The sequence below is a fragment of the Aeromonas cavernicola genome (assembly GCF_002795305.1).
Classification (GTDB): domain Bacteria; phylum Pseudomonadota; class Gammaproteobacteria; order Enterobacterales; family Aeromonadaceae; genus Aeromonas; species Aeromonas cavernicola.
Genome location: NZ_PGGC01000109.1, coordinates 21,999 through 45,015 on the forward strand (window position 1 = coordinate 21,999; position 23,017 = coordinate 45,015).

17 protein-coding genes and 4 tRNA genes are annotated in these 23,017 nt (G+C 54.1%); 15 read left to right on the forward strand and 6 right to left on the reverse strand.

Annotated features, from left to right (window positions below):
• The first annotated feature begins 141 nt into the window (after nucleotides 1–141).
• The 4 genes from CUC53_RS12535 (at nucleotide 142) to CUC53_RS12550 (ending at nucleotide 5,512) form a co-directional block, all read left to right on the forward strand.
• Entirely contained in the window at nucleotides 142–1,866 is a 1,725-nt protein-coding gene (locus CUC53_RS12535; protein ID WP_100294470.1) for a dipeptide ABC transporter ATP-binding protein, read from the forward strand.
• Nucleotides 1,867–1,935: 69 nt separating this feature from the next.
• Complete coding sequence (locus tag CUC53_RS12540; protein WP_100294471.1) at nucleotides 1,936–3,492, forward strand: ABC transporter substrate-binding protein; 1,557 nt, start codon at nucleotides 1,936–1,938, stop codon at nucleotides 3,490–3,492.
• A 100-nt stretch (nucleotides 3,493–3,592) separates the two neighbouring features.
• On the forward strand, nucleotides 3,593–4,567 hold the full coding sequence (locus CUC53_RS12545; protein ID WP_100294472.1) for an ABC transporter permease: 975 nt from the start codon (nucleotides 3,593–3,595) through the stop codon (nucleotides 4,565–4,567).
• Nucleotides 4,568–4,570: 3 nt separating this feature from the next.
• Complete coding sequence (locus tag CUC53_RS12550) at nucleotides 4,571–5,512, forward strand: ABC transporter permease (RefSeq protein ID WP_100294473.1); 942 nt, start codon at nucleotides 4,571–4,573, stop codon at nucleotides 5,510–5,512.
• Between the two features lie 290 nt (nucleotides 5,513–5,802).
• On the opposite strand, the gene CUC53_RS12555 is transcribed toward CUC53_RS12550, so the two are convergent.
• Nucleotides 5,803–5,879: transfer RNA gene (locus CUC53_RS12555), tRNA-Ile, on the reverse strand.
• Between the two features lie 429 nt (nucleotides 5,880–6,308).
• On the opposite strand from CUC53_RS12555, the gene pth reads away from it, so the two are divergent.
• The 5 genes from pth to CUC53_RS12580 all read left to right on the forward strand — a co-directional run bounded on the left by pth (nucleotide 6,309) and on the right by CUC53_RS12580 (nucleotide 8,623).
• Complete coding sequence (gene pth / locus CUC53_RS12560; protein WP_100294474.1) at nucleotides 6,309–6,899, forward strand: aminoacyl-tRNA hydrolase; 591 nt, start codon at nucleotides 6,309–6,311, stop codon at nucleotides 6,897–6,899.
• A 61-nt stretch (nucleotides 6,900–6,960) separates the two neighbouring features.
• Complete coding sequence (ychF, locus tag CUC53_RS12565) at nucleotides 6,961–8,052, forward strand: redox-regulated ATPase YchF (RefSeq protein ID WP_100294475.1); 1,092 nt, start codon at nucleotides 6,961–6,963, stop codon at nucleotides 8,050–8,052.
• Nucleotides 8,053–8,285: 233 nt separating this feature from the next.
• A tRNA-Met gene (locus CUC53_RS12570) sits at nucleotides 8,286–8,362 on the forward strand.
• 9 nt (nucleotides 8,363–8,371) lie between these two features.
• A tRNA-Gln gene (locus CUC53_RS12575) sits at nucleotides 8,372–8,446 on the forward strand.
• 93 nt (nucleotides 8,447–8,539) lie between these two features.
• Nucleotides 8,540–8,623: transfer RNA gene (locus tag CUC53_RS12580), tRNA-Leu, on the forward strand.
• A gap of 64 nt (nucleotides 8,624–8,687) precedes the next feature.
• On the opposite strand, the gene CUC53_RS12585 is transcribed toward CUC53_RS12580, so the two are convergent.
• Nucleotides 8,688–10,025, reverse strand: coding sequence for an MATE family efflux transporter (locus CUC53_RS12585; RefSeq protein ID WP_100294476.1), 1,338 nt, complete (start codon nucleotides 10,023–10,025; stop codon nucleotides 8,688–8,690).
• A 352-nt stretch (nucleotides 10,026–10,377) separates the two neighbouring features.
• On the opposite strand from CUC53_RS12585, the gene ung reads away from it, so the two are divergent.
• The 3 genes from ung (at nucleotide 10,378) to grcA (ending at nucleotide 12,711) form a co-directional block, all read left to right on the forward strand.
• Nucleotides 10,378–11,046 carry a uracil-DNA glycosylase gene (gene ung, locus CUC53_RS12590; protein WP_100294494.1) on the forward strand — a complete coding sequence of 223 codons (669 nt, stop codon included), beginning with the start codon at nucleotides 10,378–10,380 and terminating at the stop codon, nucleotides 11,044–11,046.
• 76 nt (nucleotides 11,047–11,122) lie between these two features.
• Entirely contained in the window at nucleotides 11,123–11,680 is a 558-nt protein-coding gene (locus tag CUC53_RS12595; protein WP_100294477.1) for a hemerythrin domain-containing protein, read from the forward strand.
• 650 nt (nucleotides 11,681–12,330) lie between these two features.
• A complete protein-coding gene (gene grcA / locus CUC53_RS12600) occupies nucleotides 12,331–12,711 on the forward strand; it encodes an autonomous glycyl radical cofactor GrcA (protein ID WP_100294478.1) in 381 nt (126 codons plus the stop codon).
• Nucleotides 12,712–13,009: 298 nt separating this feature from the next.
• On the opposite strand, the gene CUC53_RS12605 is transcribed toward grcA, so the two are convergent.
• Entirely contained in the window at nucleotides 13,010–14,149 is a 1,140-nt protein-coding gene (locus CUC53_RS12605) for a MalY/PatB family protein (protein ID WP_100294479.1), read from the reverse strand.
• Nucleotides 14,150–14,333: 184 nt separating this feature from the next.
• Between CUC53_RS12605 and CUC53_RS12610 the strand changes: the two genes are divergently transcribed.
• Nucleotides 14,334–15,506: an MFS transporter gene (locus CUC53_RS12610; protein ID WP_100294480.1), complete on the forward strand. Its 1,173-nt coding sequence runs from the start codon at nucleotides 14,334–14,336 to the stop codon at nucleotides 15,504–15,506.
• On the opposite strand, the gene CUC53_RS12615 is transcribed toward CUC53_RS12610, so the two are convergent.
• Nucleotides 15,503–16,393 carry a LysR family transcriptional regulator gene (locus CUC53_RS12615; protein WP_100294481.1) on the reverse strand — a complete coding sequence of 297 codons (891 nt, stop codon included), beginning with the start codon at nucleotides 16,391–16,393 and terminating at the stop codon, nucleotides 15,503–15,505. The two genes, CUC53_RS12610 and CUC53_RS12615, sit on opposite strands and share 4 nt — an antisense overlap.
• Before the next feature lie 129 nt (nucleotides 16,394–16,522).
• Complete coding sequence (locus tag CUC53_RS12620; RefSeq protein WP_100294482.1) at nucleotides 16,523–17,278, reverse strand: YciK family oxidoreductase; 756 nt, start codon at nucleotides 17,276–17,278, stop codon at nucleotides 16,523–16,525.
• A 220-nt stretch (nucleotides 17,279–17,498) separates the two neighbouring features.
• Here CUC53_RS12620 and sohB point away from each other — a divergent pair, with 220 nt between their 5' ends.
• The gene (gene sohB, locus CUC53_RS12625; protein ID WP_100294483.1) at nucleotides 17,499–18,506 is read left to right on the forward strand and encodes a protease SohB; all 1,008 of its coding nucleotides are present in this window, start codon (nucleotides 17,499–17,501) and stop codon (nucleotides 18,504–18,506) included.
• Nucleotides 18,507–18,698: 192 nt separating this feature from the next.
• Here sohB and astB read toward each other — a convergent pair whose 3' ends face one another.
• On the reverse strand, nucleotides 18,699–20,036 hold the full coding sequence (gene astB, locus CUC53_RS12630; RefSeq protein WP_100294484.1) for an N-succinylarginine dihydrolase: 1,338 nt from the start codon (nucleotides 20,034–20,036) through the stop codon (nucleotides 18,699–18,701).
• Nucleotides 20,037–20,364: 328 nt separating this feature from the next.
• Between astB and topA the strand changes: the two genes are divergently transcribed.
• The gene (gene topA / locus CUC53_RS12635) at nucleotides 20,365–22,986 is read left to right on the forward strand and encodes a type I DNA topoisomerase (RefSeq protein ID WP_100294485.1); all 2,622 of its coding nucleotides are present in this window, start codon (nucleotides 20,365–20,367) and stop codon (nucleotides 22,984–22,986) included.
• The last annotated feature ends 31 nt before the right edge of the window (nucleotides 22,987–23,017 follow it).

Sequence of the window (23,017 nt, forward strand, 5' to 3'; positions counted from 1 at the left end):
AAGAAAAATGCAAAACCCCGCCCAGATCGCTAGTCCCACCATCCCATAGAGTGAGTCTCTATTTACCCAAGGTCATGACTGGCATCTGTGGCTGATTGACAGATGAATTATTGGGGGTGAATGTCCCCTGCAGAGGTAACCATGTCCTTGCTCGAAGTAAAAAACTTAGCGATCGAGTACCCCTCCCGCTATGGGGTGTTGGCCGCAGTTAAAAATCTCTCTTTTTCCATCGAAAAAGGGGAAATCGTTGGCATCGTAGGTGAGTCCGGCGCAGGTAAATCGACTATCGGCAACGCGGTTATTGATCTGCTTAGTCCACCGGGACGCATCGCCCGTGGTGATATCTACCTCAATGGTGAGTTGATTTCAGGCAAGAGCCAACGTCAGATGCGTGCTATTCGTGGTTCACGTATCGGTTTTATCTTCCAAGACCCGATGACTTCCCTCAATCCACTGTTCACGGTTGAACAGCAGTTGATTGAAACCATCTTGGCTAATACCGAGCTTTCCCGTGAGGCAGCGTTTAGTAAAGCGTTAGCATTGATGACCGCTGTGGGTATACCGCAGCCGGAACTACGGATTAAACAGTACCCACATCAGTTCTCGGGGGGGATGCGGCAACGGGTGGTCATTGCCATTGCGCTCTCTTGCGATCCAGAGCTCATTATTGCCGACGAGCCAACCACGGCGTTGGACGTCTCTATTCAGGATCAGATCCTCCAGCTTATCCGTACCCTCTGCAAAGAACGGCAAGTAGGCTGTATGTTGGTGACTCACGACATGGGCGTGGTCTCTAACATCACCGACAAGGTGGCGGTGATGTATCGCGGCGATCTGGTGGAGTTTGGCAGCACCGAGCAGGTACTTGGTGCACCTAACCACCCTTATACCCGTAGTCTGATCTCAGCAGTGCCGCGCTCAGATGTGAAGCTGGTGCGCTTTCCACTGGTCTCTTATATCGAAGATGCCAGTGCACCGGATACCCAAATCGACCTTAAGACCCATTGGCTTGGCCAACGTCAGGACGAGCGGGCCTATCAAGGGGCGCTGCTGCGGGTGGAGCACGTCGATCTTAAATTTGTCACCAAGGACTCCCTGTTCCCGAGCCGCCGCCAGTATGTGCAGGCCTGCAACAACATCAGCTTCGACATCTTCGAAGGGGAGACCTTTGGGTTGGTGGGGGAGTCGGGGTCCGGCAAATCGACCATTGCCCGTGCCATCACCGGTTTGTATCCGCCTGATAGTGGCAAGATCGTGTTCGAGGGGATCGATCTGACGGCGCTTAAGGGCGAGGGTGAGCGTCGCCCGCTACGCCGCCAGATGCAGATGGTGTTCCAAAACCCTTACTCATCAATGAATCCACGGATGAAGGTCGCGGACATCATTGCCGAGCCGATCCGTTTTCATCAGCTAGCCAGTAGTGAAAGCCAGATTGAGGGCATTGTCGGTGATCTACTGGATCATGTTGGCCTTGGCCGCCGTGCCGGGCTGAAATATCCCCACGAGTTCTCCGGCGGTCAGCGCCAGCGCATCTCCATTGCCCGCGCCCTGGCCACGCGGCCGCGCTTCCTCATCTGCGACGAACCGACCTCGGCGCTGGATGTGTCGGTGCAGGCCCAGATCCTCAACCTGCTCAAAGATCTGCAGCAGGAGTTGGGGCTCACCATGCTGTTCATCAGTCACGATCTGCCGGTGATCCGCCAGATGTGCGATCGCATTGGGGTGATGCAGCACGGCCATTTGGTCGAGGTCGCCGAGACCGAAAAGTTGTTTACCAATGCTGAGCATGAGTACAGCCGCAAGCTGATTTCCCTGATGCCAGAGTTCAAAGGAATGTCCCGCGAGGGGCTAGAGATAGCAAGCTAGGAAGTTCCTATTCATCAGCTTTGCTTGCCAATGTTAAGTGTCAATAAAATAAGACGCATGGAGAAAAAAATGAAAAAAGGATTATCCAAGATTGCGATGGCGCTGTTTGCTGCTGGGCTGGCTTTTAATGTCAGCGCCGCCGACATCAAGGTGGCTGTTGCTTCCGATGCCACGTCGCTCGATCCGCAGGAGCAGCTGTCTGGTCAGACTCTAGAGATGTCTCATCTGGTGTTCGATCCCTTGGTTCGCTACAGCCAAGATATGCAGTTTGAACCACGTTTGGCGGAAAAATTTGAGCGCATCGATAACAACACGGTGCGTTTCTTCCTGCGTAAGGGGGTCAAATTCCACTCCGGTAATGACTTCACCGCTGATGATGTGGTGTGGACCATGACTCGGATGAAGTCCTCGGTCGACTACAAAGCGATTTTTGAGCCGATCACCGAAGTGAAGAAGATCGATGACCATACCGTCGATTTCATTACCGCTAAGCCATTCCCACTGGTGCTGCAGACCGCGACCTATTTCTTCCCGATGGATACCAAGTTCTATGCGGGCAAAACCGACGCGGGTAAAGATAAGGCCGAGATCGTTAAAAACGGCAGCTCCTTTGCCTCGACCAATGTCTCCGGTACTGGTCCGTTCACCGTGAAGTTCCGTGAGCAAGGGGTGAAGCTGGACTATGCCCGTAACGCTAACTACTGGGACAAAGCCTCTAAGGGCAACGTTGATAACTTGACTGTGGTGCCGATCAAAGAAGACGCCACCCGTGTTGCGGCCCTGCTGGGTGGCGACGTAGATGTGATCTATCCGGTCGCCCCTAACGATCTGGAACGGGTCAAAAATGGTAAGGATACCCAGCTGGTGACTCTGCCAGGTACGCGTATCATCATCATCGAGCTGAATCAGAACACCAATCCAGCCCTCAAAGACAAGCGTGTCCGCCAAGCGATCAACTACGCCATCAATCAGGTAGGCATCGTCGAGAAGATCAACAAAGGCTTCGGTACACCGGCCGGTCAGCTGAGTCCGCAAGGCTATGTCGGCCATAACGACACCCTGACCCCGCAATATGATGTGGCTAAAGCGAAAGCACTGATGAAAGAGGCCGGTTATGAGCAGGGCTTCAAGCTGAGCTTTATCTCGCCCGCCGCGCGTTATGTCAATGATGTCAAGATTGCTCAAGCGGTCTCCGCCATGCTGGCCAAGATCAACATCAAGGTGGATCTGAAGACCATGCCGGTAGCCCAGTATTGGCCGGAGTTTGATAAGTGTGCCGCTGATATGCAGCTGATTGGCTGGCACTCAGACACCGAAGACAGCGCCAACCTGTTTGAGTTTTTGACCTTCACTAAAGATGCCAAAACCGGCATGGGTCAGTACAACTGTGCTGGTAATGCCAACACCGACGTCGACAACTTGGTGATGCAAGCCAACACCGAGACCGATCCTGCCAAACGTGCCGAGATGCTGAAAAAGGCTGAAGCGTTGTTAATTGAAGACGCTGCTTATGTGCCGCTGCATTGGGAAAACGTGGCTTATGGTGCCAAGAAGAACGTGGACATCAAGCAGGTCGCTAATGCCATGGTATTCCCTTATTTGGGTGACTTGGTGGTCACTAAGTAAGCACATCATGAAGTAAGAGTGGAATGAAGTGACCTCAATGGTCACTTCATTCATGAAATAGAGCCTGTGTTACGTCACAAGCTACGTATGAAGGACAAGCATGTTTACATTCCTGCTGAAACGGTTTTGTCAGGCCGTGATAGTGATGTTCGTCATCAGCCTGGTCGCCTTTTCCATCCAGGATAACCTGGGGGACCCCTTGCGTGAGCTGGTCGGACAATCTGTCTCCGAAGCTCAACGTCAGGAATTGCGCGAAAAAATGGGCCTGAATGATCCCTTTTTAGTCAAATACAGCCGTTTTTTGCAAAATGCGGTACATGGGGATCTGGGCACCTCTTATTTTTTCAAGCGACCAGCCCTTGAGGTGATCCTCGACAAGCTGGTAGCAACCCTTGAGCTGGTCTTTGCGGCTGCCTTGATCATCGTTGCCGTTTCGATCCCGCTTGGGGTCTATTCGGCCATCCGTCCGCGCAGCGTTGGCACCAAGTTCATCATGGCTGCCAGCAGTATCGGTATTTCGATCCCCGTCTTTTTGACGGCCATCATGCTGATGTATCTCTTCTCGATCCAGCTGGGCTGGCTGCCGGCCTATGGCCGTGGCGAGACCTACAACCTGTTGGGTTGGGAGTCGGGCTTCTTCACTTGGGATGGTATCTTGCACCTGATCCTGCCGGCGGTGTCGCTCTCCTCGATCATGCTGCCGCTGTTTATCCGATTGGTGCGCTCCGAGATGCTCGAACAGCTCTCCTCGGAATACGTCAAGTTTGCCCGCGCCAAAGGCTTGGACAACAACAAGGTTTACTACAGCCATGCCCTCAAGAACACCATGCTGCCGGTGATTACCGTCGGTGGAGTGCAGATTGGCACCATGGTGGCCTACACCATCCTGACCGAAAGCGTATTCCAGTGGCCGGGTACCGGTTTTCTGTTCCTTGAGGCGATCCACCGGGTTGATACCCCTCTTATCACCGCCTACGTCATCTTTGTGGGACTGATCTTTGTGGTGACCAATACCTTGGTCGACCTGCTATATGGGTTGATCAACCCGACCGTTAACCTAACTGCCAAGGGGTAACAGATGACTAATGCTGTAACTGCAAGCCCAAGCCGTTGGGCGCGATTCAAGAACTCTGACATCGTCTACTACTTCCTGCGGGACAAGGTAGCCATGTTCAGTTTTGCGGTGTTCATGGTGTTTGTGCTGGCAGCACTGCTGGCGCCTTGGTTGGCCCCGCACAACGTCTATGACCAAACAACCTTCGATCTGATGGATGCCGAGTTACCGCCCTCTTGGCTGGAAGGCGGCGAAGCGCGTTTCTGGCTCGGCACCGATAACCAGGGCCGCGATATCTGGAGCACCATCCTCTATGGCGCCCGTATCTCGCTCACTATCGGTCTGTTTGCGGTGGCGCTGCAGCTGGTGATCGGCATCGTCATCGGTCTGATCGCCGGTTATTTCGGCGGGCGTGTCGATAGTCTGCTGATGCGTTTTGCTGATGTGCAGCTGTCGTTCTCCACCATGATGGTGGCGATCATCATCTCGGCGATCTTTCAGGCAACCTTTGGCTCCGAGTTCTACTCGAAGTTCGCCATCATGATGCTGGTGGTGATCATCGGTATCGCCGAGTGGCCGCAATATGCCCGTACCGTGCGGGCCTCGGTGTTGGCGGAGAAGAAGAAAGAGTATGTGGAAGCGGCCAAGGTGATGGGGTTCCGTGCCCCGCGCATTATGTTCCGCCACATTCTGCCTAACTGCTTGTCACCCATTTTGGTTATCTCCACCGTGCAGGTGGCCAATGCCATCATGAGTGAGGCCGCACTCTCCTTCTTGGGGCTCGGGATGCCGGTCGATCAGCCGTCATTGGGCTCGCTCATTAGCGTCGGTTTCAACTACATCTTCTCCGGCTCTTGGTGGATCACCGCCTTCCCAGGCATCTGCCTGGTGGTGCTGGTGCTGGTCATCAACCTGCTGGGGGATTGGCTGCGGGACGTGTTTAACCCCAAGATCTATAAAGGTTGATCGGCAAAGAGCCGCCCATCATCTCAGTGATTGATAAACCCCCAAGCGCTGCTTGGGGGTTTATTTTTTGAGCACCTGATAAGCGATCGAGCTTGCCGCAGGGGTCATCACGCGGCTGTGCAGCTGTAGGGGAAGGTAACTAGACCGATAGTGTCATTTGCGGGGGGACGAGAGGAGGAGCAGACCATCACGATTTTATCCAAGCATCACCTCAACAGCGGCCATGACACCCCAAATGCCAAGTAAGCAAAAGGCGCAGCGGTGAATCACCTGCTGCGCCTTGCTGAATTTGGTGGCCCCTGCCCGACTTGAACGGGCGACCAATCGATTATGAGTCGAGTGCTCTAACCAACTGAGCTAAGGGGCCGAAGCGTATGTTTTGCGGCGTGAATTATAGGGCAAGAAAAAACAACAGTCTATAGGTACATCAATCACTTGGCGATACTTTAGCCAGTATGGCAGGAGATAGAGAGCGTGCTTGTTCACTGATGATCCCACGGTTTATCGGCCCAGTTTATCATCAGCGTCTCCCTGACCTAGGTGCGTGACTGACGTTTCTTTTGACAAGGATGGGTAGGGCGTTGCAGTCGGCAGCTCGCTCGTCGATGGCACCATTATATGCTCGGGTAACGTCATGACCGTATGGCAGATGGCGACATTCACGACACCACTACGCCTGCTACCTCATCATGAGCAGCCGTACATTGGTTGAGTGATTGGCACTCGGCGGCTAGAATATCGCGTCCTATTGCTTTGGGTAGTGTGCCCACGGCAGCTGCGAGCGAAGACATCAAGCGTGACAAGCGAAATCAAACTGATCGTCGGACTGGGCAACCCCGGCCCGGAATATGCCAAAACCCGCCACAACGCGGGCGCTTGGTATGTGGAGCAACTGGCCCGCTGGCACAATGTCAGCCTGCGTGAAGAGCCCAAGTTCTTCGGCCATACTGCCCGCATCCTCGTTGAGGGGCAGGATGTGCGGTTGCTCATCCCGCACACCTATATGAACCTCTCTGGCAAGGCGGTGGCCGCACTGGCGCGTTTTTATCAGATTGAGCCGGAAGCGATGCTGGTGGCCCATGACGAACTTGACCTGCCGCCGGGCATCGCCAAATTCAAGCAGGGTGGTGGCCATGGCGGCCACAATGGCCTCAAGGACATCATCGCCAAGATGGGCAACAACAATAACTTCTTCCGGCTGCGTCTTGGGATCGGCCATCCCGGCAGCAAAGAGTTAGTGGCAGGCTTTGTCCTGACCAAGGCCCCCAGCAGTGAACAGAGCCTGATCGACGCCGCGCTGGACGAATCCCTGCGCGCCACCGATATCCTGTTCAAACAAGATATGACCAAGGCCATGAACCGTTTACACAGCTTCAAGGCCGAATAAAGCATGACATGGGCCGCCTGCGGGCGACCCTCAATAGCATCCATCAATAAGGTAACAATCCATGGGTTTTAAATGCGGTATCGTGGGCCTGCCCAATGTAGGCAAATCCACCCTGTTCAACGCGCTGACCAAGGCCGGTATCGAAGCCGCCAACTTCCCGTTCTGCACCATCGAGCCGAACACTGGTGTGGTGCCGATGCCGGATCCCCGCCTCGATCAGCTGGCGGCCATCATCAATCCGCAGCGCGTTGTACCGACCACCATGGAATTCGTCGACATCGCAGGTCTGGTTGCTGGTGCCTCCAAGGGTGAAGGTCTGGGCAACCAGTTCCTGGCCAATATCCGTGAAACCGAGGCGATCGGCCACGTGGTGCGCTGCTTCGACGACGAGAACATCATTCACGTTGCCGGCAAGGTCTCCCCTGCGGATGATATCGAAGTGATCAACACTGAACTGGCCCTGTCGGATCTGGATGCCTGCGAGCGTGCTATTCACCGCCAGTCCAAGCGCGCCAAAGGCGGCGACAAGGATGCCAAGCTGGAAGTGGAGGTGCTGGAGAAGGTCAAGGTCGCATTGGAAAACGGCCAGATGATCCGTGGTCTGAAGCTTGAGAAAGACGAGCTGGCCGCCGTGAGCCACCTCAACTTCTTAACCCTGAAACCCACCATGTATATCGCCAACGTGGCGGAAGATGGCTTCGAGAACAACCTTTATCTGGACAAGGTGCGCGAGATTGCTGCCGCCGAGAACGCGGTCGTGGTGGTGGTCTGCTGCGCCATCGAAGCGGACATCGCTGAGCTGGACGATGAAGATCGCGCTGAGTTCATGGCTGATCTGGGTATCGAAGAGCCGGGCCTGAACCGTGTTATTCGCTCCGGTTATGAGCTGCTCAATCTGCAGACCTACTTCACCGCCGGCGTGAAAGAGGTGCGTGCCTGGACTATCCCGGTTGGAGCCACTGCCCCGCAAGCGGCTGGCAAGATCCACACTGACTTTGAAAAAGGCTTTATTCGCGCCCAAACCATCGCCTTTGACGACTTTATTACCTACAAGGGTGAGCAAGGCGCCAAGGAAGCGGGCAAGATGCGTGCGGAAGGGAAAGAGTACATCGTCAAAGATGGCGATATCATGAACTTCCTGTTCAACGTCTAATCCCATGCCAGGCCAGCATTTGCTGGCCTGTTTTTTATTTGTTATTGCCCGTGCAATCATGGCCATGTCTTAAAAAAAACCAGATTGTTGGCCTTTTGCGCAACAGAGGCCAATATCTGGTCAAACGCACTCAAATTGCGTTTTTCTGGCAAAAAAAGGGTTGACGCCCTAGAGCCAGATACGCATAATTCGGCCCGCACAGTGACGAAGCAACTCCTCACTGGACGCAAGTTGGCTATGTAGCTCAGTTGGTTAGAGCATCGCACTCATAATGCGGGGGTCACAGGTTCGAATCCCGTCATAGCCACCATTTAGTTGTTGGGGCATCGCCAAGCGGTAAGGCAGCGGGTTTTGATCTCGCCATACCTAGGTTCGAATCCTAGTGCCCCAGCCATATTTAGACCGTGGTTATCGTGATGTGCGGTCGAGCGTTTTAGTGATGTTGATAGTCAGACATCGTTAAAATCGCGAGTAGGATTGAAAATTTGCGGAAGTGGCGAAATTGGTAGACGCACCAGATTTAGGTTCTGGCGCCCTAGGCGTGAGAGTTCGAGTCTCTCCTTCCGCACCATTAAACTAAAAAGACCAGCATTAGCTGGTCTTTTTTTATGTTGATGATTTGGGATTGACTTAAGTCAGCCTTTCCCTCTGTGTAATGCGGCTTCTTGCCGCATCGCTTGCCACATCAGCAGTACCAACAGTGTGCTGCAAGTGGGGAGTGCTAACCAGACTCCGGCAACGCCCCACAATGTCGAAAATCCCCACAAAAATCCGCCAATAAAGACCAGTTTCCCTCCAGTGAGTAAGGAGGCAATACGAGCGCGATTGATGGCTTGGAAGTAGGTTGCCCCGACGAGTAATAACCCTTCCATCGGTAATCCCCAGAAGTAGAGCCAGATCCCCAGCGTTGCGACAGGCAGTAAGGCAGGATTGTCACCGGCAAACAGATAGACGGCCGCTTCAGGCCATATATAGAGTGGGACCATGCCACACAGGGCGATCACCAAGGTGATCCCCAGTGCTAGATTGCGAATCCGCATCACCCGTTGCCAGTGACCCGCCCCAGCGTTGTAGCTGGCGATCGGCTGGATACCCATGGCGATGCCTTCAAAGATGAGATAGAAGAATGCTTCGGTATAGCTGAGCACGCCATAGGCGGCGATATGTAATGAGCTGCCAACAACGAGCAGTGCTTTATTGTGCAGGGCAAGTACCACCGATAAATAGAGGTACATGAGTAAGCTGGAAGTACCGAGCCGCGTCATTTCGAGCATGAGTTGCCAATTGGGGAATAATGTGTCCCAACCAATCCGTAACGTGCTGCGGGGGGTAAAGAAATGCCATAAACAGAGACTGCCAGTCACGGCTTGGGACAACATGGTCGCGGTCGCCACCCCTGCTAAGCCAAACGGAAAAACAACCATCAGTAGATAATCGAGCCCAACATTAATCAGCCCTCCTAGCACCATAATGATGGTCACAAAACCGGGCCGGCCATCGTTGCGCAGCAATGAGCTGAATGTCATTGAAAGTATTGCAAAGAAACCAAGCCACGCATAAGCCTGGAGATAGGCCAGCCCTGCGCTAAAGATCTCACCTTCCGCGCCCATCCAAGCCAACATGGCTTCGCCATAGTAGATCCCGAGACTGCTCAGCACGAGGGAGCTGAGGAGCACCATCACGAGGGCATTACCGACGATATGGCGGGCTTTGGTGTGTTCGTTCTTACCCAGATAAAAAGAGACCAGTGCAGAGGCCCCCATGCCGATCAATGCTCCTACGGCATAAAGCACGGCGCAGATAGGGTAGGCAAGCATCAGGCCCGCCAAGCCATCTTGCCCCAGCAGATGGCCGACAAAGATGCCATCGATCGTGACATAGATACCTGTGACTAACATGGCGGCTACTGTCGGTGTGACATAGCGTAAAAACAGGCGGGAAAGCGGGGCTTGCCCCAAATCAGTAACAGACATACAACGCTCTCGAACAGCAGGGCCGGAATAATAGGTTCTCTTGGTGCTCAGGAGCAAGCAAGATTACGGTCACTACATCGCCCATCCTGTGAATCGTCGGGTGATGCTGTATCGTCCAGTATGGGTCAGCGCCTTGTTGTCACCATGGCCCAAGAGATAGCCTGATAACCCCCGCCTAAACTGCCCGCATGAATGAGCTGCCTCTGGTGACGACCAAAGGGAAAGCACCATGTTATGTGCACCTGATATTCGCTCTGTGTTGGCTCAATCACGCCGTCAATCGGCGGTGGTTGCGTCTTGTTAGCTGGCCCCCTATCCTGAGCGCTTTACCTTGGCCAGTGAGGATTTTGCAGTGCTAAATTGGAGTGATGTTATTGGTTCTGAAAAAGAGAAAGACTACTTCAAAAGTACATTGTCTGCCGTCAGAGCTGAGCGGGAGGCGGGCAAGATAATCTATCCCCCCGCGAGTGACGTATTCAACGCATTCAAGTTAACCGAGTTAAATCAGGTGAAGGTCGTCATCCTGGGTCAGGACCCATATCATGGCCCGCATCAGGCCCATGGCCTCTGTTTTTCTGTTTTACCCGGCGTTCGAACGCCACCTTCACTGGTCAATATTTATAAAGAGATGCAACGGGACCTCCCTGGGTTTGTCACCCCCAATCATGGTTTTCTTGAATCGTGGGCCAAGCAGGGCGTGCTGTTGCTTAACACGGTTTTGACTGTACAGGCAGGCATGGCGCACTCTCATGCTCATTTGGGCTGGGAAACCTTTACCGACCGAGTGATTGAACAAATTAATATCAGTTGCCAAGGTGTTGTATTTCTACTGTGGGGCGCGCATGCCCAGAAAAAAGGGCGTTTTATTGATCGTCAGCGCCATTATGTGTTGACCGCCCCTCACCCCAGCCCACTCTCCGCCCACCGAGGTTTTATTGGGTGCGGCCATTTTTCTGAAGCTAATCGGCTATTGGCACAACAAAACCAAGTTGAGATCGACTGGAAGTCAGTCTGCTATTGATCCAGTACAATATTTGCCCTGCAGATAACGGTATGCTCAGGTAATTGACGGTTTCATTAAGTGCCAAGGAGTGCATATGTTATCGAGCTTGCATGAGGATCATCTCAATATCACCCGGCTGCTGGCCTTGCTTAAGCATAAGTTAGCCGCTATTCGCACTGAAAAAACCATCAGTTACTTTTTGGTGCGCGATGTCATCAATTATCTGCGCGACGTATCTGACAAGCATCATCACCCCAAGGAAGATCTCATCTATGAGCACTATCTGAAATACCGAGTCGTCGAAGGGGAGATCGCTAATCGGCTGCATCAAGAGCATGCCACGTTATTGGAAGCTGGGGCTGAACTCAAAGGGATGGTCGAGGTGATTTTGCTCGATGCCGTGATCCCGCTTGAGCAATTTACCGCTAAGTTGGAGCGCTTTATCGCGCTGCAAGAAAGTCACATGAATTATGAAGAGGGCGTTATTTTTCCACTGTTACGCAGCGCCTTAACAGAGGATGACTGGCGTTATCTGGAGCAACATTGGCACCATAAATCCATGGATGACCCGCTGTTTGGTGGGCAAATTAGCCAACATTATCAAGCACTCGCTAACCGACTCTCCCTACCACACGTTTCTGAGGTCGCTTAAAGGGCCATCATATTTGGCCGGATGCCGTGGCGAACCGCCACGGGGTCTGCTACCAACAGGTGGCATGTGTGATTGGCAGCCTGCCAGCCAAGTTATTTCGGTTTACCTGCGACCTTCGCCACCTTCTGCCTTGCCGCAATCACCGTGACATGAGCGCGGATCATTTTTCCTCAGCAAGGATCAGGGTCGTCCTGACCGATAGGCGTGTTTGTGATGGCGCCATGGGTGACCACCTTCACTATGCCACTACAGCCCATCACGCCTGCAGGGATAGACCCTCAGTGCTAGGCCAAGGATCTGGATTTGGCAAGTTCCTTTTGTATCTCATTTATGATATCGCCCAGTAAATATGTAGTTAACTTACTAGATTTGATAAATAAAAGATGTAGAATTTATCCATCTTATCGACTCATTAATTGTTGGTTTTTTTGATTATGCTCAATGATTTAATCAAAAAAACACGGTGAAATTTAGGTTTTATTGATTTGGGTCAATTTTTGTAACTTGATCATCATGGTATACATGAACTCAGCAAAATAAAGGTGTAAGGCAAGCCCCTCTTAAGTCAGCTGAGTATCAACACGGTAACTTAAATACAGCAGGGTAATTTCCTTACAGTCGAGTCTGTTGTCCTATCGAGGAGCCCTACCATGATTAAAGGCATTCAAATTACGCAAGCCGAACATAGCACCCTGTTGAACTCTTTCTGGCTGCTGGATGAAGAGAAGCAACAAGCTCGCTGCATTTGTGTCAAAGGCGATCTATTTTCTGCTGATCAAGAAGTCCCATTGGCTGACCTCGGGCAGTTCGAATACCGTGAATTACCGGTGCAAACTGAGCCTGTTGTCGAAGGTGGCCAACACCTCAATGTGAACGTACTGCGCCGTGAGACCCTGGAAGATGCCATCGCCAATCCAGAAAAATATCCGCAGTTGACCATCCGTGTTTCTGGCTATGCGGTGCGCTTCAATGCACTGACCCCAGAGCAGCAGCGTGATGTTGTCACTCGTACCTTCACACAAAGCCTCTAACTAGCACTTGTTGCCGTGAAAAATGCGCCCCAATCGAATTCGATTGGGGCGCATTTTTGTTGTGCTAGATAACGTCGTGATGTGCGGTGACTGGCTAGTAATGCAAGGCTGTTGCAGCCATCTGCCGATCATCAGGTCGGCGTCAAACATACCGACATGATCGCTGGGTGACGGCTGTACTATTTGCCGCATCAACTTTCCTTATCGCTGTGCGTCGCGGATGCTGGCGTATCTCCCTGCGTTGTGATCTTCCTCCTCGCACTGACTTGGTCGCTCTGCTAGCGAGATCGCTCAGCTATCAGGGGCGGTTTAAAATAGCCTGTTCCATCCGCTGCAGTGCTTGCGTCAGTGTGGCGCGGGTGCAGCCAAAATTGAGACGAACAAACTGGCCATCGCCAAACTGGGCACCGGGGGAGAGGCCCACCCCGACGTGCTCGAAGAAGGCAATTGGGTCTGCTAGATCAAGAGCACTGACATCGATCCAAGCGAGATAGGTCGCTTGATGCTTAGCCAAGGTGACGCCAGGCCAGCGGCTGACGGCTTGTTCAATCAGTGCCAAGTTGCCAGCTAAGTAGTCCAGTTGCTCGCTGAGCCAAGGTTCCCCCTCTTGGTAGGCAGCTTGTGCGGCCACAAAGCCCAGCAGATTAACATCGGCGCTGATGCCACGCATGGCCTGCTGCAATTTCAGGCGCAGGCGGGCATTGGGCACGATCGCGAACGAGCAGCACAGCCCAGCGATGTTGAAGGTTTTACTGGGGGCCATCATCACCGCTGAGCGCTCCGCTGCGGCAGGGGTTAAGGCGCCATAGGGGATGTGACGAGCTTGCTTATCAAGCAACAGATCACAGTGGATCTCATCGGAGCAAATCACCAGATTATGGCGTTCGGCGATGGCGTCGATAGCCAGCAGCTCAGCACGGGTAAAAACGGTGCCCCCCGGATTGTGCGGATTACACAGCAGCAGCAGATCGGCTGAAGGGGCTTGGCGCTCTAACTCTGCGAGATCCAGTACCCAGCGTTCCGCCTCTAACACCATGGGGACGGTGAGCAGTGGGCGATCGTTAAAACCCGGTGCTTGCAAGAAGGGGTAGTAGACTGGTTTGGGGGTGACGATACCTCGACCAGGCTGGCTCCACGCTTTGCAAGCTAAGTTCAGGCCTGGTACGACGCCGGGCAGAAACACCAGCCACTCTGGTTGAATATCCCAGTGATAGCGGCTCGCCATTCGTTGCATAATGAGTTCGATCAGGCGAGGCGAGGGGCGAGAATAGCCAAAGATGCCGTGAGCAACCCGCTCGGTGAGCGCTGCTACTACGGCGGGGGGGGCGGCGAAATCGGTATCGGCGACCCACATCGGGAGCACATCTTGCCCCTTGTACTTGTCCCACTTAAGGCTCATGGTGCCACTGCGGTCTATTTCCTGATCAAAATCAAACATGCGAACTCCTGGTGCTGGCCGATGGGCCTTCACTGTACGAGGTCGCAGCTCGCCTCGCAAGCGGCAAGCGGCAGGGTGATAACCTTGAGCCAGATCTCGATAGTGAATAAGATAAATGCCGCTATTTCATACGGTTGTCGGGTTATCCCGCCCGTCCTGCTCGATCCTACAAAGGGTAAATTCCATGGCGTTATTGATGGCGCTAGCCCGCCGTCCAGATCCTGTCTCGCTCTCGTTTGTGGCGGTGACCTTCATAACGGGGATGGCGGTGGCACTGCAGGTGCCAACGTTGAGCCTATTTTTAGCCAAAGAGGTACAAGTTCGCCCCTTTCTGGTGGGGCTGTTTTATACCGTCAATGCAGTAGTGGGTATCTTGATCAGCCAGTGGCTTGGTCATCGCTCCGATCGCAAAGGGGATCGTAAGCAGTTGATCTTGCGCTGTTGTCTGGCTGGAGTCGCGCTCTCGTTACTGTTTGCTTGGCATCGCAACTACTGGCTACTGGTGAGTGTGGGGGTGCTGCTGGCCAGTTTGGCTTCTACCGCCAGTCCCCAGCTCTTTGCCTTAGCGCGGGAGTATGCCGACCGCCACAACAAGCGAGCTGACATGTTCAGCTCAGTGCTGCGGGCCCAGTTCTCATTAGCGTGGGTCATTGGCCCACCGCTCGCCTTTGCACTGGCTATCGGCTATGGCTTTGACGTGATGTATCTCGCCTCGGCGTGTGCGTATCTGCTCTGTGCGGTGGTTGTGTGGCGCTGGCTCCCATCAATTCCTCGGCCCGCCCAAGACCCGGATCAGGAGCGGGTCAGTAGTTGGCGTGATCCGGCGGTACGTGCGCTGTTTATCGCCTCTACCCTGATGTGGACCTGTAACAGCATGTACCTCATCAATATGCCCCTTTACATTACCCGTGAGCTGGGATTAGAAGAGCGATTGGCGGGTCTTTTGATGGGAACAGCAGCCGCCATCGAGATCCCTTTCATGTTATTGGCGGGTTATTACACCGCCCGTGTTGGCAAGCGGCCCATGCTGCTAGTGGCGGTGGGAGCAGGGCTGGCGTTTTACGTGGGGTTAGTGACCTTATCTAGTCAAACGGCGCTGCTGGCCTTGCAGCTACTCAATGCCATTTTCGTCGGCATCGTGGCAGGGATCGGCATGTCATATTTTCAGGATCTCATGCCGGGCCGGACGGGGGTAGCCACTACCTTATTTACCAACAGTATCCGAACTGGCTCGATCATGGCGGGGGCCATTGCGGGAGGGGTAGCCGAAGTGTGGAATTTTCACGGGGTCTTTATCGTGGCGACCGGATTAGCGCTAGCAGCGCTGGTCGCCTGCTGGCGGGTGCCAAACGTTTAGCGCGTTTTGCCCTGCTCACCTTGATACTCATTGCGCAGGCAGCGTAGCAGCAACTCTGCGGCAGGGCCGAGCGATTCCGGCGCAAGGGTTAACAGGTAGGTATAAACATGGCGTTCACTGCCACTTTCCAGATCCAGCGCGACCAGCTTACCTGCAGCCAGTTCGGCCTCGATCAAGTGTCGAGGTAGCCAGGCGTATCCCAATTCCATCGCTATCATGGTCATCACTTCGTGATAGTGCGTCGCCCGCCAGCCGGTGTCGTCGGCATCGTTCCAATCAACGGAGCGGTGGATCGGAGGGTGGAGGCTGAGTTGGTTATAGTTGGCCAGCGCGTCAGTGTTGAGGGGCGATGGCTGGCTCGCCAGCGGGTGAGTCGCCGCGCACACTGGAATGAGACAGACCTCATCGAGCAGCAAGCCGGTATGTTCGGTCGGCAAGTGCTCGGTGATCATCAGATCGCCCATTTGCAAGGTATTGAAATGGCAGTGAATACGCTCATGCAGATTAATGCGGCAACCACGACTGCGAGGATAGAACTGGACCAGCGCGCGGTAGAGCCGAGCCCGTGGATGAAGCGCTGAGACATAGAGATTGATCTGCGGTTCCCACTGTCGTTCAAGGTTATTGGCCAACAGTTCCAACTCTTCCATCTGTTGGCTTAGCTGACGAGCTCGCTTGAGGAAAATCGCCCCTGCTGGGGTTAACACCGCTTTACGGCCACGAACCTCCAAGAGAGGGACGCCGATACTCTGTTGTAATTTCGCAACCGCATGATTGAGGGCTGATTGGCTTTTGTTCAGCGCCTCAGCAGCTTGGGCATAGCCGCCATAGTCAACCACTGCTTGAAAGATCCGCCATTGCTCAAAAGTGCTTTTGGGACGAAACATAACTCAACCTGATTGAGGATTAGGTGGCTATCGAATGGTACAGGGTCTGCTCGCCCTGTACCTGTTAGGGGGTTACCGCACCCTATTAATGTAACGCTAGCCGCGCAGGGAATAGATTTTTTTCGTCAACTATTTGGGCTGAGCCACAAAAGTTTGGCCGGTTTTGCCGCGACTGTCTGGCCCTATCAGATAAAGATAGAGTGGCATCAAATCGGCAGGGGTTTTGAGGGTTTGCGGATCTTCGGCGGGAAAGGCGCTGGCCCGCATCTTAGTGCGAGTGCCGCCGGGGTTGAGGGTGTTTACGCGAACTCCGGTGTTCTCCAACTCATCAGCAAGCACCTCCATCATCCCCTCAATGGCAAATTTAGAGATGGCATAAGTGCCCCAATAGGCGCGGCCCTTACGGCCCACACTCGAAGAGGTATAGATGATGGTGGCATCACCGTGGCTTTTGGCACTTTGGCGCAGCAGTGGCAGCAGGGCTTGCGTGAGCAAAAATTCCGATTTTACGTTCACCTGCATCACCTCATCCCACTCTTTTTCTTGAATATGTTCGAAGGGGGAGAGGGTGCCCAGTAGGCCAGCATTGAACAGCACACCATCAAGGCGGCCAAACTGCTGGGAGAAGGTTTCCGCCATACCACGGTAGTGTGCCGCCGTCGCCCCTTTCAGGTCGACAGGCACGATGGCGGGCAGCGGGTGGCCGGCCGCCTCAATTTGGTCATACACCGCTTCCAGTTTCGCACTCGTGCGGCCAAGTAAGATCACCGTGGCTCCGTGGGCAGCGTAAGTCAGGGCTGCCTCTCGGCCAATGCCGTCACCGGCGCCGGTGACCAGAATGACTTTGTCTTTAAGCAGATCGCAGGGGGCCTGATAATCAAGCATGGCAACTCCTGTAGGCAATAAGGGGCATAAGAGCATGATAATAGTGGCCAAGTGTACTGATTTGCGAGCCACTTTGACCAGCAAGGGGCACAAAAAAGTGAATAAAATAGCGGGGTTGTAATCAATAAGATGGCTTTTTAGGAGGCTCGATTCGTTTCTTTGCGCAAGCTGAGCAAAGTCCCTAGAATGTGCAACAAATCGACCGTCTATGGAGTCCATCGTGACATTTTTGACCGAATATGGCCTGTTTCTGGCCAAGATAGTGACCTGTTTGCTCGCCATCGCAGCCCTCATCGTACTGGTCATGAGCAGCCGTCAGCCACGGGCTCGTAAGGGGGAGTTGGTGGTCACCGATCTCTCTAGCGAACTTGAGCAAGGGCGTTACCAATTGCAACTGGCACTGGCCGACAAGGCGCAGGGCAAGCTGCTGGAGAAGCAGCATAAAGCGCAGCAAAAGCAGCGTGATAAGGCGGTAGATGATCGCAGTCGCCTGTTTGTCCTCGATTTTAACGGCAGCATGGATGCAAAAGAGGTCGCCTCGCTGCGGGAAGAGGTGAGCGCGGTCATTGGTGTTGCACAGCCCGGTGACGAGGTACTGCTACGACTTGAATCTGGCGGGGGGGTGGTGCATGGCTATGGATTGGCGGCATCCCAGCTGCAGCGGTTACGTGACAAGGGGATCAAACTCACTGTTGCCATCGACAAGGTGGCGGCGAGCGGTGGTTATATGATGGCCTGTGTGGCGGATCAAATCCTCGCGGCACCCTTTGCGATCGTTGGCTCCATCGGGGTGATCGCCCAGCTACCCAACTTCAATAAGTTGCTGAAAAAACATGATATTGAGTTTGAGATGCACACGGCCGGTCAATACAAGCGCACCATCACCATGTTCGGTGAGAACGACGATCTGGGTCGTGAGAAGTTTCGCGAAGAGCTAGCCGCCATTCACCAGCAGTTCAAAGCATTTGTCGCCGAACATCGACCACAACTCGATATCGATCAGGTCACGACAGGGGAGCACTGGTTGGCGAGTCAGGCCAAGGCGTTAGGGCTGGTGGATCTCCTCTCTACCAGTGATGACTATCTGTTGGCGCAGGCCAGCCAGCATAAGGTGATCGGTGTCAGCTATCGCAAACCGAAAAGCTTGGCCCAAAAGTTGGGACAGCAGGGGGCTCAAGCGTTGGCAACAGGGCTTGGTCGTTTATGGCAGCAGAGCCCGTGGCGTTAAGGTGGATGCGCTCTGGTAAGCCCGCTTAGAAAAATCAGTCGGGTAGATACACCGCAACAGCCAGCCAGTGTGAACTTGCTGGCTTTTTGATGAGCACGATTGATGGTGGGGATCGCTGAGGCGATGGCCAGCATACAGGTTGCCATCGGTACACTATCAGGTGGCAACCGGTGGCTTATCCCAATGGCTTTGTTAGCGTTGAAATGGGTAGATAGCGCCTAGTTTGAGAATTTGGGTTAGCTCATCAAGCGCACAACGAGATTCTTCGACTAAGGCGGGGTCACGCAGGTCGTCAAGGCTTAGGCGATCTCGATAATGGCGTGTGATCCATTGATCCAGCCGAGTTAATTGACGGTCGTTGATCAGGCACGCTGGGTTGACGGCTGCGAGCTCCTCGTCATTCATCGCTACCCGCAATCGCAAACAGGCTGGCCCACCGCCATTGCGCATACTCTGTTTTACATCGAGATAGTGCACTTGGCTGATGGGGGTGTCGTTGCGCAGCCGTGTCTCCAGATAGTGCGCGATCGTAGGATTGTCACGGCATTCAGTGGGGGCAATTAGGGCCATATCACCGTTCGGTAAGGTGAGGATCTGGGTGTTAAAGAGATATGATGTCACCGCATCTCGTACCGACACCTCCGCAGTTGGCACTTCGATAAAGTGCAGCTCCCCCTCACCAAATTTATGGCGAATGTCGGCCAACACCTCCGCGGTGTTGAGGAACGCTTGCTGATGGAACAACAGTACATTTTGGTTGCCCACCGCAATCACATCGTTGTGGAATACACCTTGGTCGATCACGGCCGGATTTTGCTGGATAAATACCACGTTCTCGTCGTCTAGGCCGTGCAGACGGGCGATGGCTTGGCTCGCCTCTAGGGTTTGCCGAGCCGGATAGCGTTGCGGTGCTGGGCGGGCGTGATCAAATGCGCTGCGGCCATAAACAAACAGCTCAACCCCCGCTTCGCCGTAGGCACGGCAAAGTCGAGTATGGTTGGCTGCCCCTTCGTCACCGAAGTGATCATTGTCTGGTAAATGGCGATGGTGACTGAAGTAGCGCTCATTGTTGAACACTGCGCGCAGGATACGACCCGTCATATCGGGCTCGAGGGAGCGGTGAAACTTGTTAGTGAGGTTGGCTGGGGTGAAGTGAATGCGGCCATCTTGGGTATCGGCACTGGGGGAGACGGTGGCGGCGTTGGCAGTCCACATGCTGGAAGCCGAATAGCAGGCTGCCAGCACGGCAGGCGCCTGCTTGGCTGCCTGCTCCAGCACCCGGCCGTCGCTGCCGGTGAAACCGAGGCGACGCAGGGTGGCAAGGTCGGGCCGCTCTTGGGGGGCCAGCACGCCTTGGGTCATGCCAAGTTCGGTCAGCGCTTTCATTTTGAGTAGCCCCTGTTTTGCCGCCTCTTGTGGGTTGGAGATGGCATGGGCATTGCTTTGCGAAGCGACGTTACCGTAGGAGAGACCCGCGTAGTTATGAGTCGGACCGACCAGACCGTCGAAATTAACTTCGAAGTGTTTCATTGGCTGTATCCTTATTCCTGCGAAATTGGGTTCCATCCGTGCACTACGTAGGATGTGGCCATTATAAGGATGTTTTGTATTTTTGTAATAAAGGGAGAACAGCCGCTTTTTTATGTTTATTCAGATATAAAAAGGGCTTGTTTAGCTAAAAAATGAAAAAGCGGTTGCGTATAGCGCCTCGGCTTCGCATTAATAATAAAGAAACTAAAGCGGTTGGGCTGGCTAGGTAAATGAGTTCATGTGATTGCTTTTTCGCGTTAAATCTCTTATACAGCCCACAAAACCGCACACCAACCCCGTCGGGTGCAATGAGGATAATAGTTACAGCATGGGCAAATCACTGGTCATAGTGGAGTCTCCGGCCAAGGCCAAGACCATCAACAAATATCTGGGCAAGGACTACGTGGTGAAATCCAGCGTAGGCCATGTTCGCGATCTACCCACCAGCGGCAGTGCCAGCAGCGAGCCCAAGAAACCCGTTATTCGCGGTATCAAGTTGAGCGAAACGGAGAAGGCAGCCAAGGAACGCAAGGCCCTGTTTGCCCGGATGGGCATCAATCCGACCGCTGGTTGGCAGGCTAACTACCAGATTTTGCCCGGTAAAGAGAAGGTGGTCAGCGAGCTACAGAGTTTGGCTGAGAAGGCCGATACCATCTATCTCGCAACCGACTTGGACAGAGAAGGAGAGGCCATCGCTTGGCACCTGCGTGAGATCATCGGCGGTGACGACAGCCGCTATAAGCGGGTGGTGTTCAACGAGATTACCAAAACGGCTATCCAAGAGGCCTTTGCCCAGCCATCTGAACTTAATATTCACCGTGTCAACGCCCAGCAAGCCCGTCGTTTCCTCGATCGGGTGGTGGGGTACATGGTTTCGCCGCTGTTATGGAAAAAATTAGCGCGTGGCCTGTCCGCCGGTCGAGTACAGTCCGTTGCGGTGCGCCTCATCGTCGATAAAGAGCGTGAAATCAAGGCCTTCGTACCGGTCGAGTTCTGGGATCTCAATGCCGACTTGCTGACCGGTGATAAAGCCGATCTGCGGATGGAAGTGGTCAGCCAGAACGGGGCTGAGTTTAAGCCAGTGACCCAGGCCGAGACGTTCGCTGCCGTCGCAGCCCTGCAAGGGGTCGACTATAAGGTAGTGAATCGGGAAGATAAGCCGACTGGCTCTAAGCCCTCTGCACCGTTCATCACCTCCACCCTGCAGCAGGCGGCCTCTACCCGGCTGAGCTTTGGGGTGAAGAAGACCATGATGATGGCCCAGCGTCTTTATGAAGCGGGTTACATCACCTATATGCGTACCGATTCGACCAACCTCAGTAAGGAAGCGGTCGAGGCTCTGCGCGAATATATCGGCGAGCAGTATGGCGCTGCCTATCTGCCCGCTGAGGCGAACCTCTACGGCCCTAAAGCCAATGCTCAAGAAGCACACGAGGCGATCCGCCCGTCCAGCGTACAGGTGACTGCTGAGATGCTGGAAGGGATGGAGCCTGATGCTATGCGGCTCTATGACCTTATCTGGCGTCAGTTTGTTGCCTGCCAGATGACCCCTGCCCAGTACGACTCCTCCACCTTGACCGTCAAGGCGGGTGAGTTCGAGCTCAAGGCTCGTGGCCGTATTCTGCGCTTTGCTGGTTGGACCAAGGCCCTGCCACCGATGGGTCGCAAGGGGGAAGATACCCAGCTGCCAGCCGTTATCGTGGGCGAGGTGCTGAAGCTGGTCAAGCTGGATCCGCGCCAACACTTCACCAAGCCGCCTGCCCGCTTTACCGAAGCGGCGCTGGTGCGGGAGTTGGAAAAGCGTGGCATCGGCCGTCCTTCTACTTACGCCTCCATCATCTCTACCATTGTCGATCGCGGTTATGTGCGGGTCGATAGCCGCCGTTTCTTCGCCGAAAAGATGGGCGAGATCGTCACCGACCGGCTGGTGGAGAACTTCGTCGAGCTGATGAACTACGAGTTCACCGCCAAGATGGAAGATAAGCTCGATGGCATTGCCGAGGGGAGCTTGGAGTGGAAAAAAGTGCTCGATGCCTTTTACGCCGAGTTTACCCAAGAGTTACAGCAGGCAGATAAGGAGCAGGAAGAGGGGGGGATGCGTGCCAACCAGATGGTACTGACCGACATCGACTGCCCCGATTGTGGCCGTAAGATGGGGATCCGTACCGCTACCACAGGGGTGTTTCTCGGCTGTTCTGGTTATGCCTTGCCACCGAAAGAGCGTTGCAAGAAGACCATTAATCTGGTCTCGGCCGATGAGTTTGTCTCTGCTACCGACGGTGAAGAGGCGGAAACTGAGGCGCTGCGGGCCAAACACCGCTGCGGCGTGTGTGGCACCGCGATGGATGCTTACATCATCGACGATAGCCGCAAGCTGCACGTCTGCGGTCGCAATCCCGACTGCGATGGCTACGAGATTGAAAAAGGTCAGTTCAAGCTTAAAGGTTACGAAGGGCCGAGCATTGAGTGCGACCGCTGCGGCAGTGAAATGCAGCTCAAAAACGGTCGTTTTGGCAAGTACATGGGCTGCACTAACGAGACCTGTAAGAACACCCGTAAGATCCTGAAAAACGGTGATATCGCGCCGCCGAAGGAAGATCCGGTTCCGCTGCCTGAGCTCAAATGCACCCAGTCCGATGCTCACTTCGTGCTGCGTGACGGCGCTGCTGGTCTGTTCCTTGCGGCCAGCAACTTCCCCAAATCCCGCGAGACCCGTGCACCGCTGGTGGAGGAGCTCAAACGTTTCAAGGATCGCATCTCTGCTAAGCATAAATATCTGGCGGGCGCCCCGCTCACCGATCCAGAGGGTAATCCGGCCATTGTGCGGTTTAGTCGCAAGACTAAAGAGCAGTATGTGATGACCGAGCTGAACGGTAAGGCAACCGGTTGGACGGCTCACTACGATAATGGTTCTTGGCAAGAGAGCTTGCCAAAGCCGAAAAAAGCCTGATAACTAAAGAGACCCCGTTAAGGGGTCTCTG

Coding starts and splice junctions, on each gene's coding strand:
- CUC53_RS12535 (WP_100294470.1), top strand. CDS start 142: ATGTCCTTGCTCGAAGTAAAAAACTTAGCGATCGAGTACCCCTCCCGC.
- CUC53_RS12540 (WP_100294471.1), top strand. CDS start 1,936: ATGAAAAAAGGATTATCCAAGATTGCGATGGCGCTGTTTGCTGCTGGG.
- CUC53_RS12545 (WP_100294472.1), top strand. CDS start 3,593: ATGTTTACATTCCTGCTGAAACGGTTTTGTCAGGCCGTGATAGTGATG.
- CUC53_RS12550 (WP_100294473.1), top strand. CDS start 4,571: ATGACTAATGCTGTAACTGCAAGCCCAAGCCGTTGGGCGCGATTCAAG.
- ychF (WP_100294475.1), top strand. CDS start 6,961: ATGGGTTTTAAATGCGGTATCGTGGGCCTGCCCAATGTAGGCAAATCC.
- CUC53_RS12585 (WP_100294476.1), bottom strand. CDS start 10,025: ATGTCTGTTACTGATTTGGGGCAAGCCCCGCTTTCCCGCCTGTTTTTA.
- CUC53_RS12595 (WP_100294477.1), top strand. CDS start 11,123: ATGTTATCGAGCTTGCATGAGGATCATCTCAATATCACCCGGCTGCTG.
- grcA (WP_100294478.1), top strand. CDS start 12,331: ATGATTAAAGGCATTCAAATTACGCAAGCCGAACATAGCACCCTGTTG.
- CUC53_RS12605 (WP_100294479.1), bottom strand. CDS start 14,149: ATGTTTGATTTTGATCAGGAAATAGACCGCAGTGGCACCATGAGCCTT.
- CUC53_RS12610 (WP_100294480.1), top strand. CDS start 14,334: ATGGCGTTATTGATGGCGCTAGCCCGCCGTCCAGATCCTGTCTCGCTC.
- CUC53_RS12615 (WP_100294481.1), bottom strand. CDS start 16,393: ATGTTTCGTCCCAAAAGCACTTTTGAGCAATGGCGGATCTTTCAAGCA.
- CUC53_RS12620 (WP_100294482.1), bottom strand. CDS start 17,278: ATGCTTGATTATCAGGCCCCCTGCGATCTGCTTAAAGACAAAGTCATT.
- astB (WP_100294484.1), bottom strand. CDS start 20,036: ATGAAACACTTCGAAGTTAATTTCGACGGTCTGGTCGGTCCGACTCAT.
- topA (WP_100294485.1), top strand. CDS start 20,365: ATGGGCAAATCACTGGTCATAGTGGAGTCTCCGGCCAAGGCCAAGACC.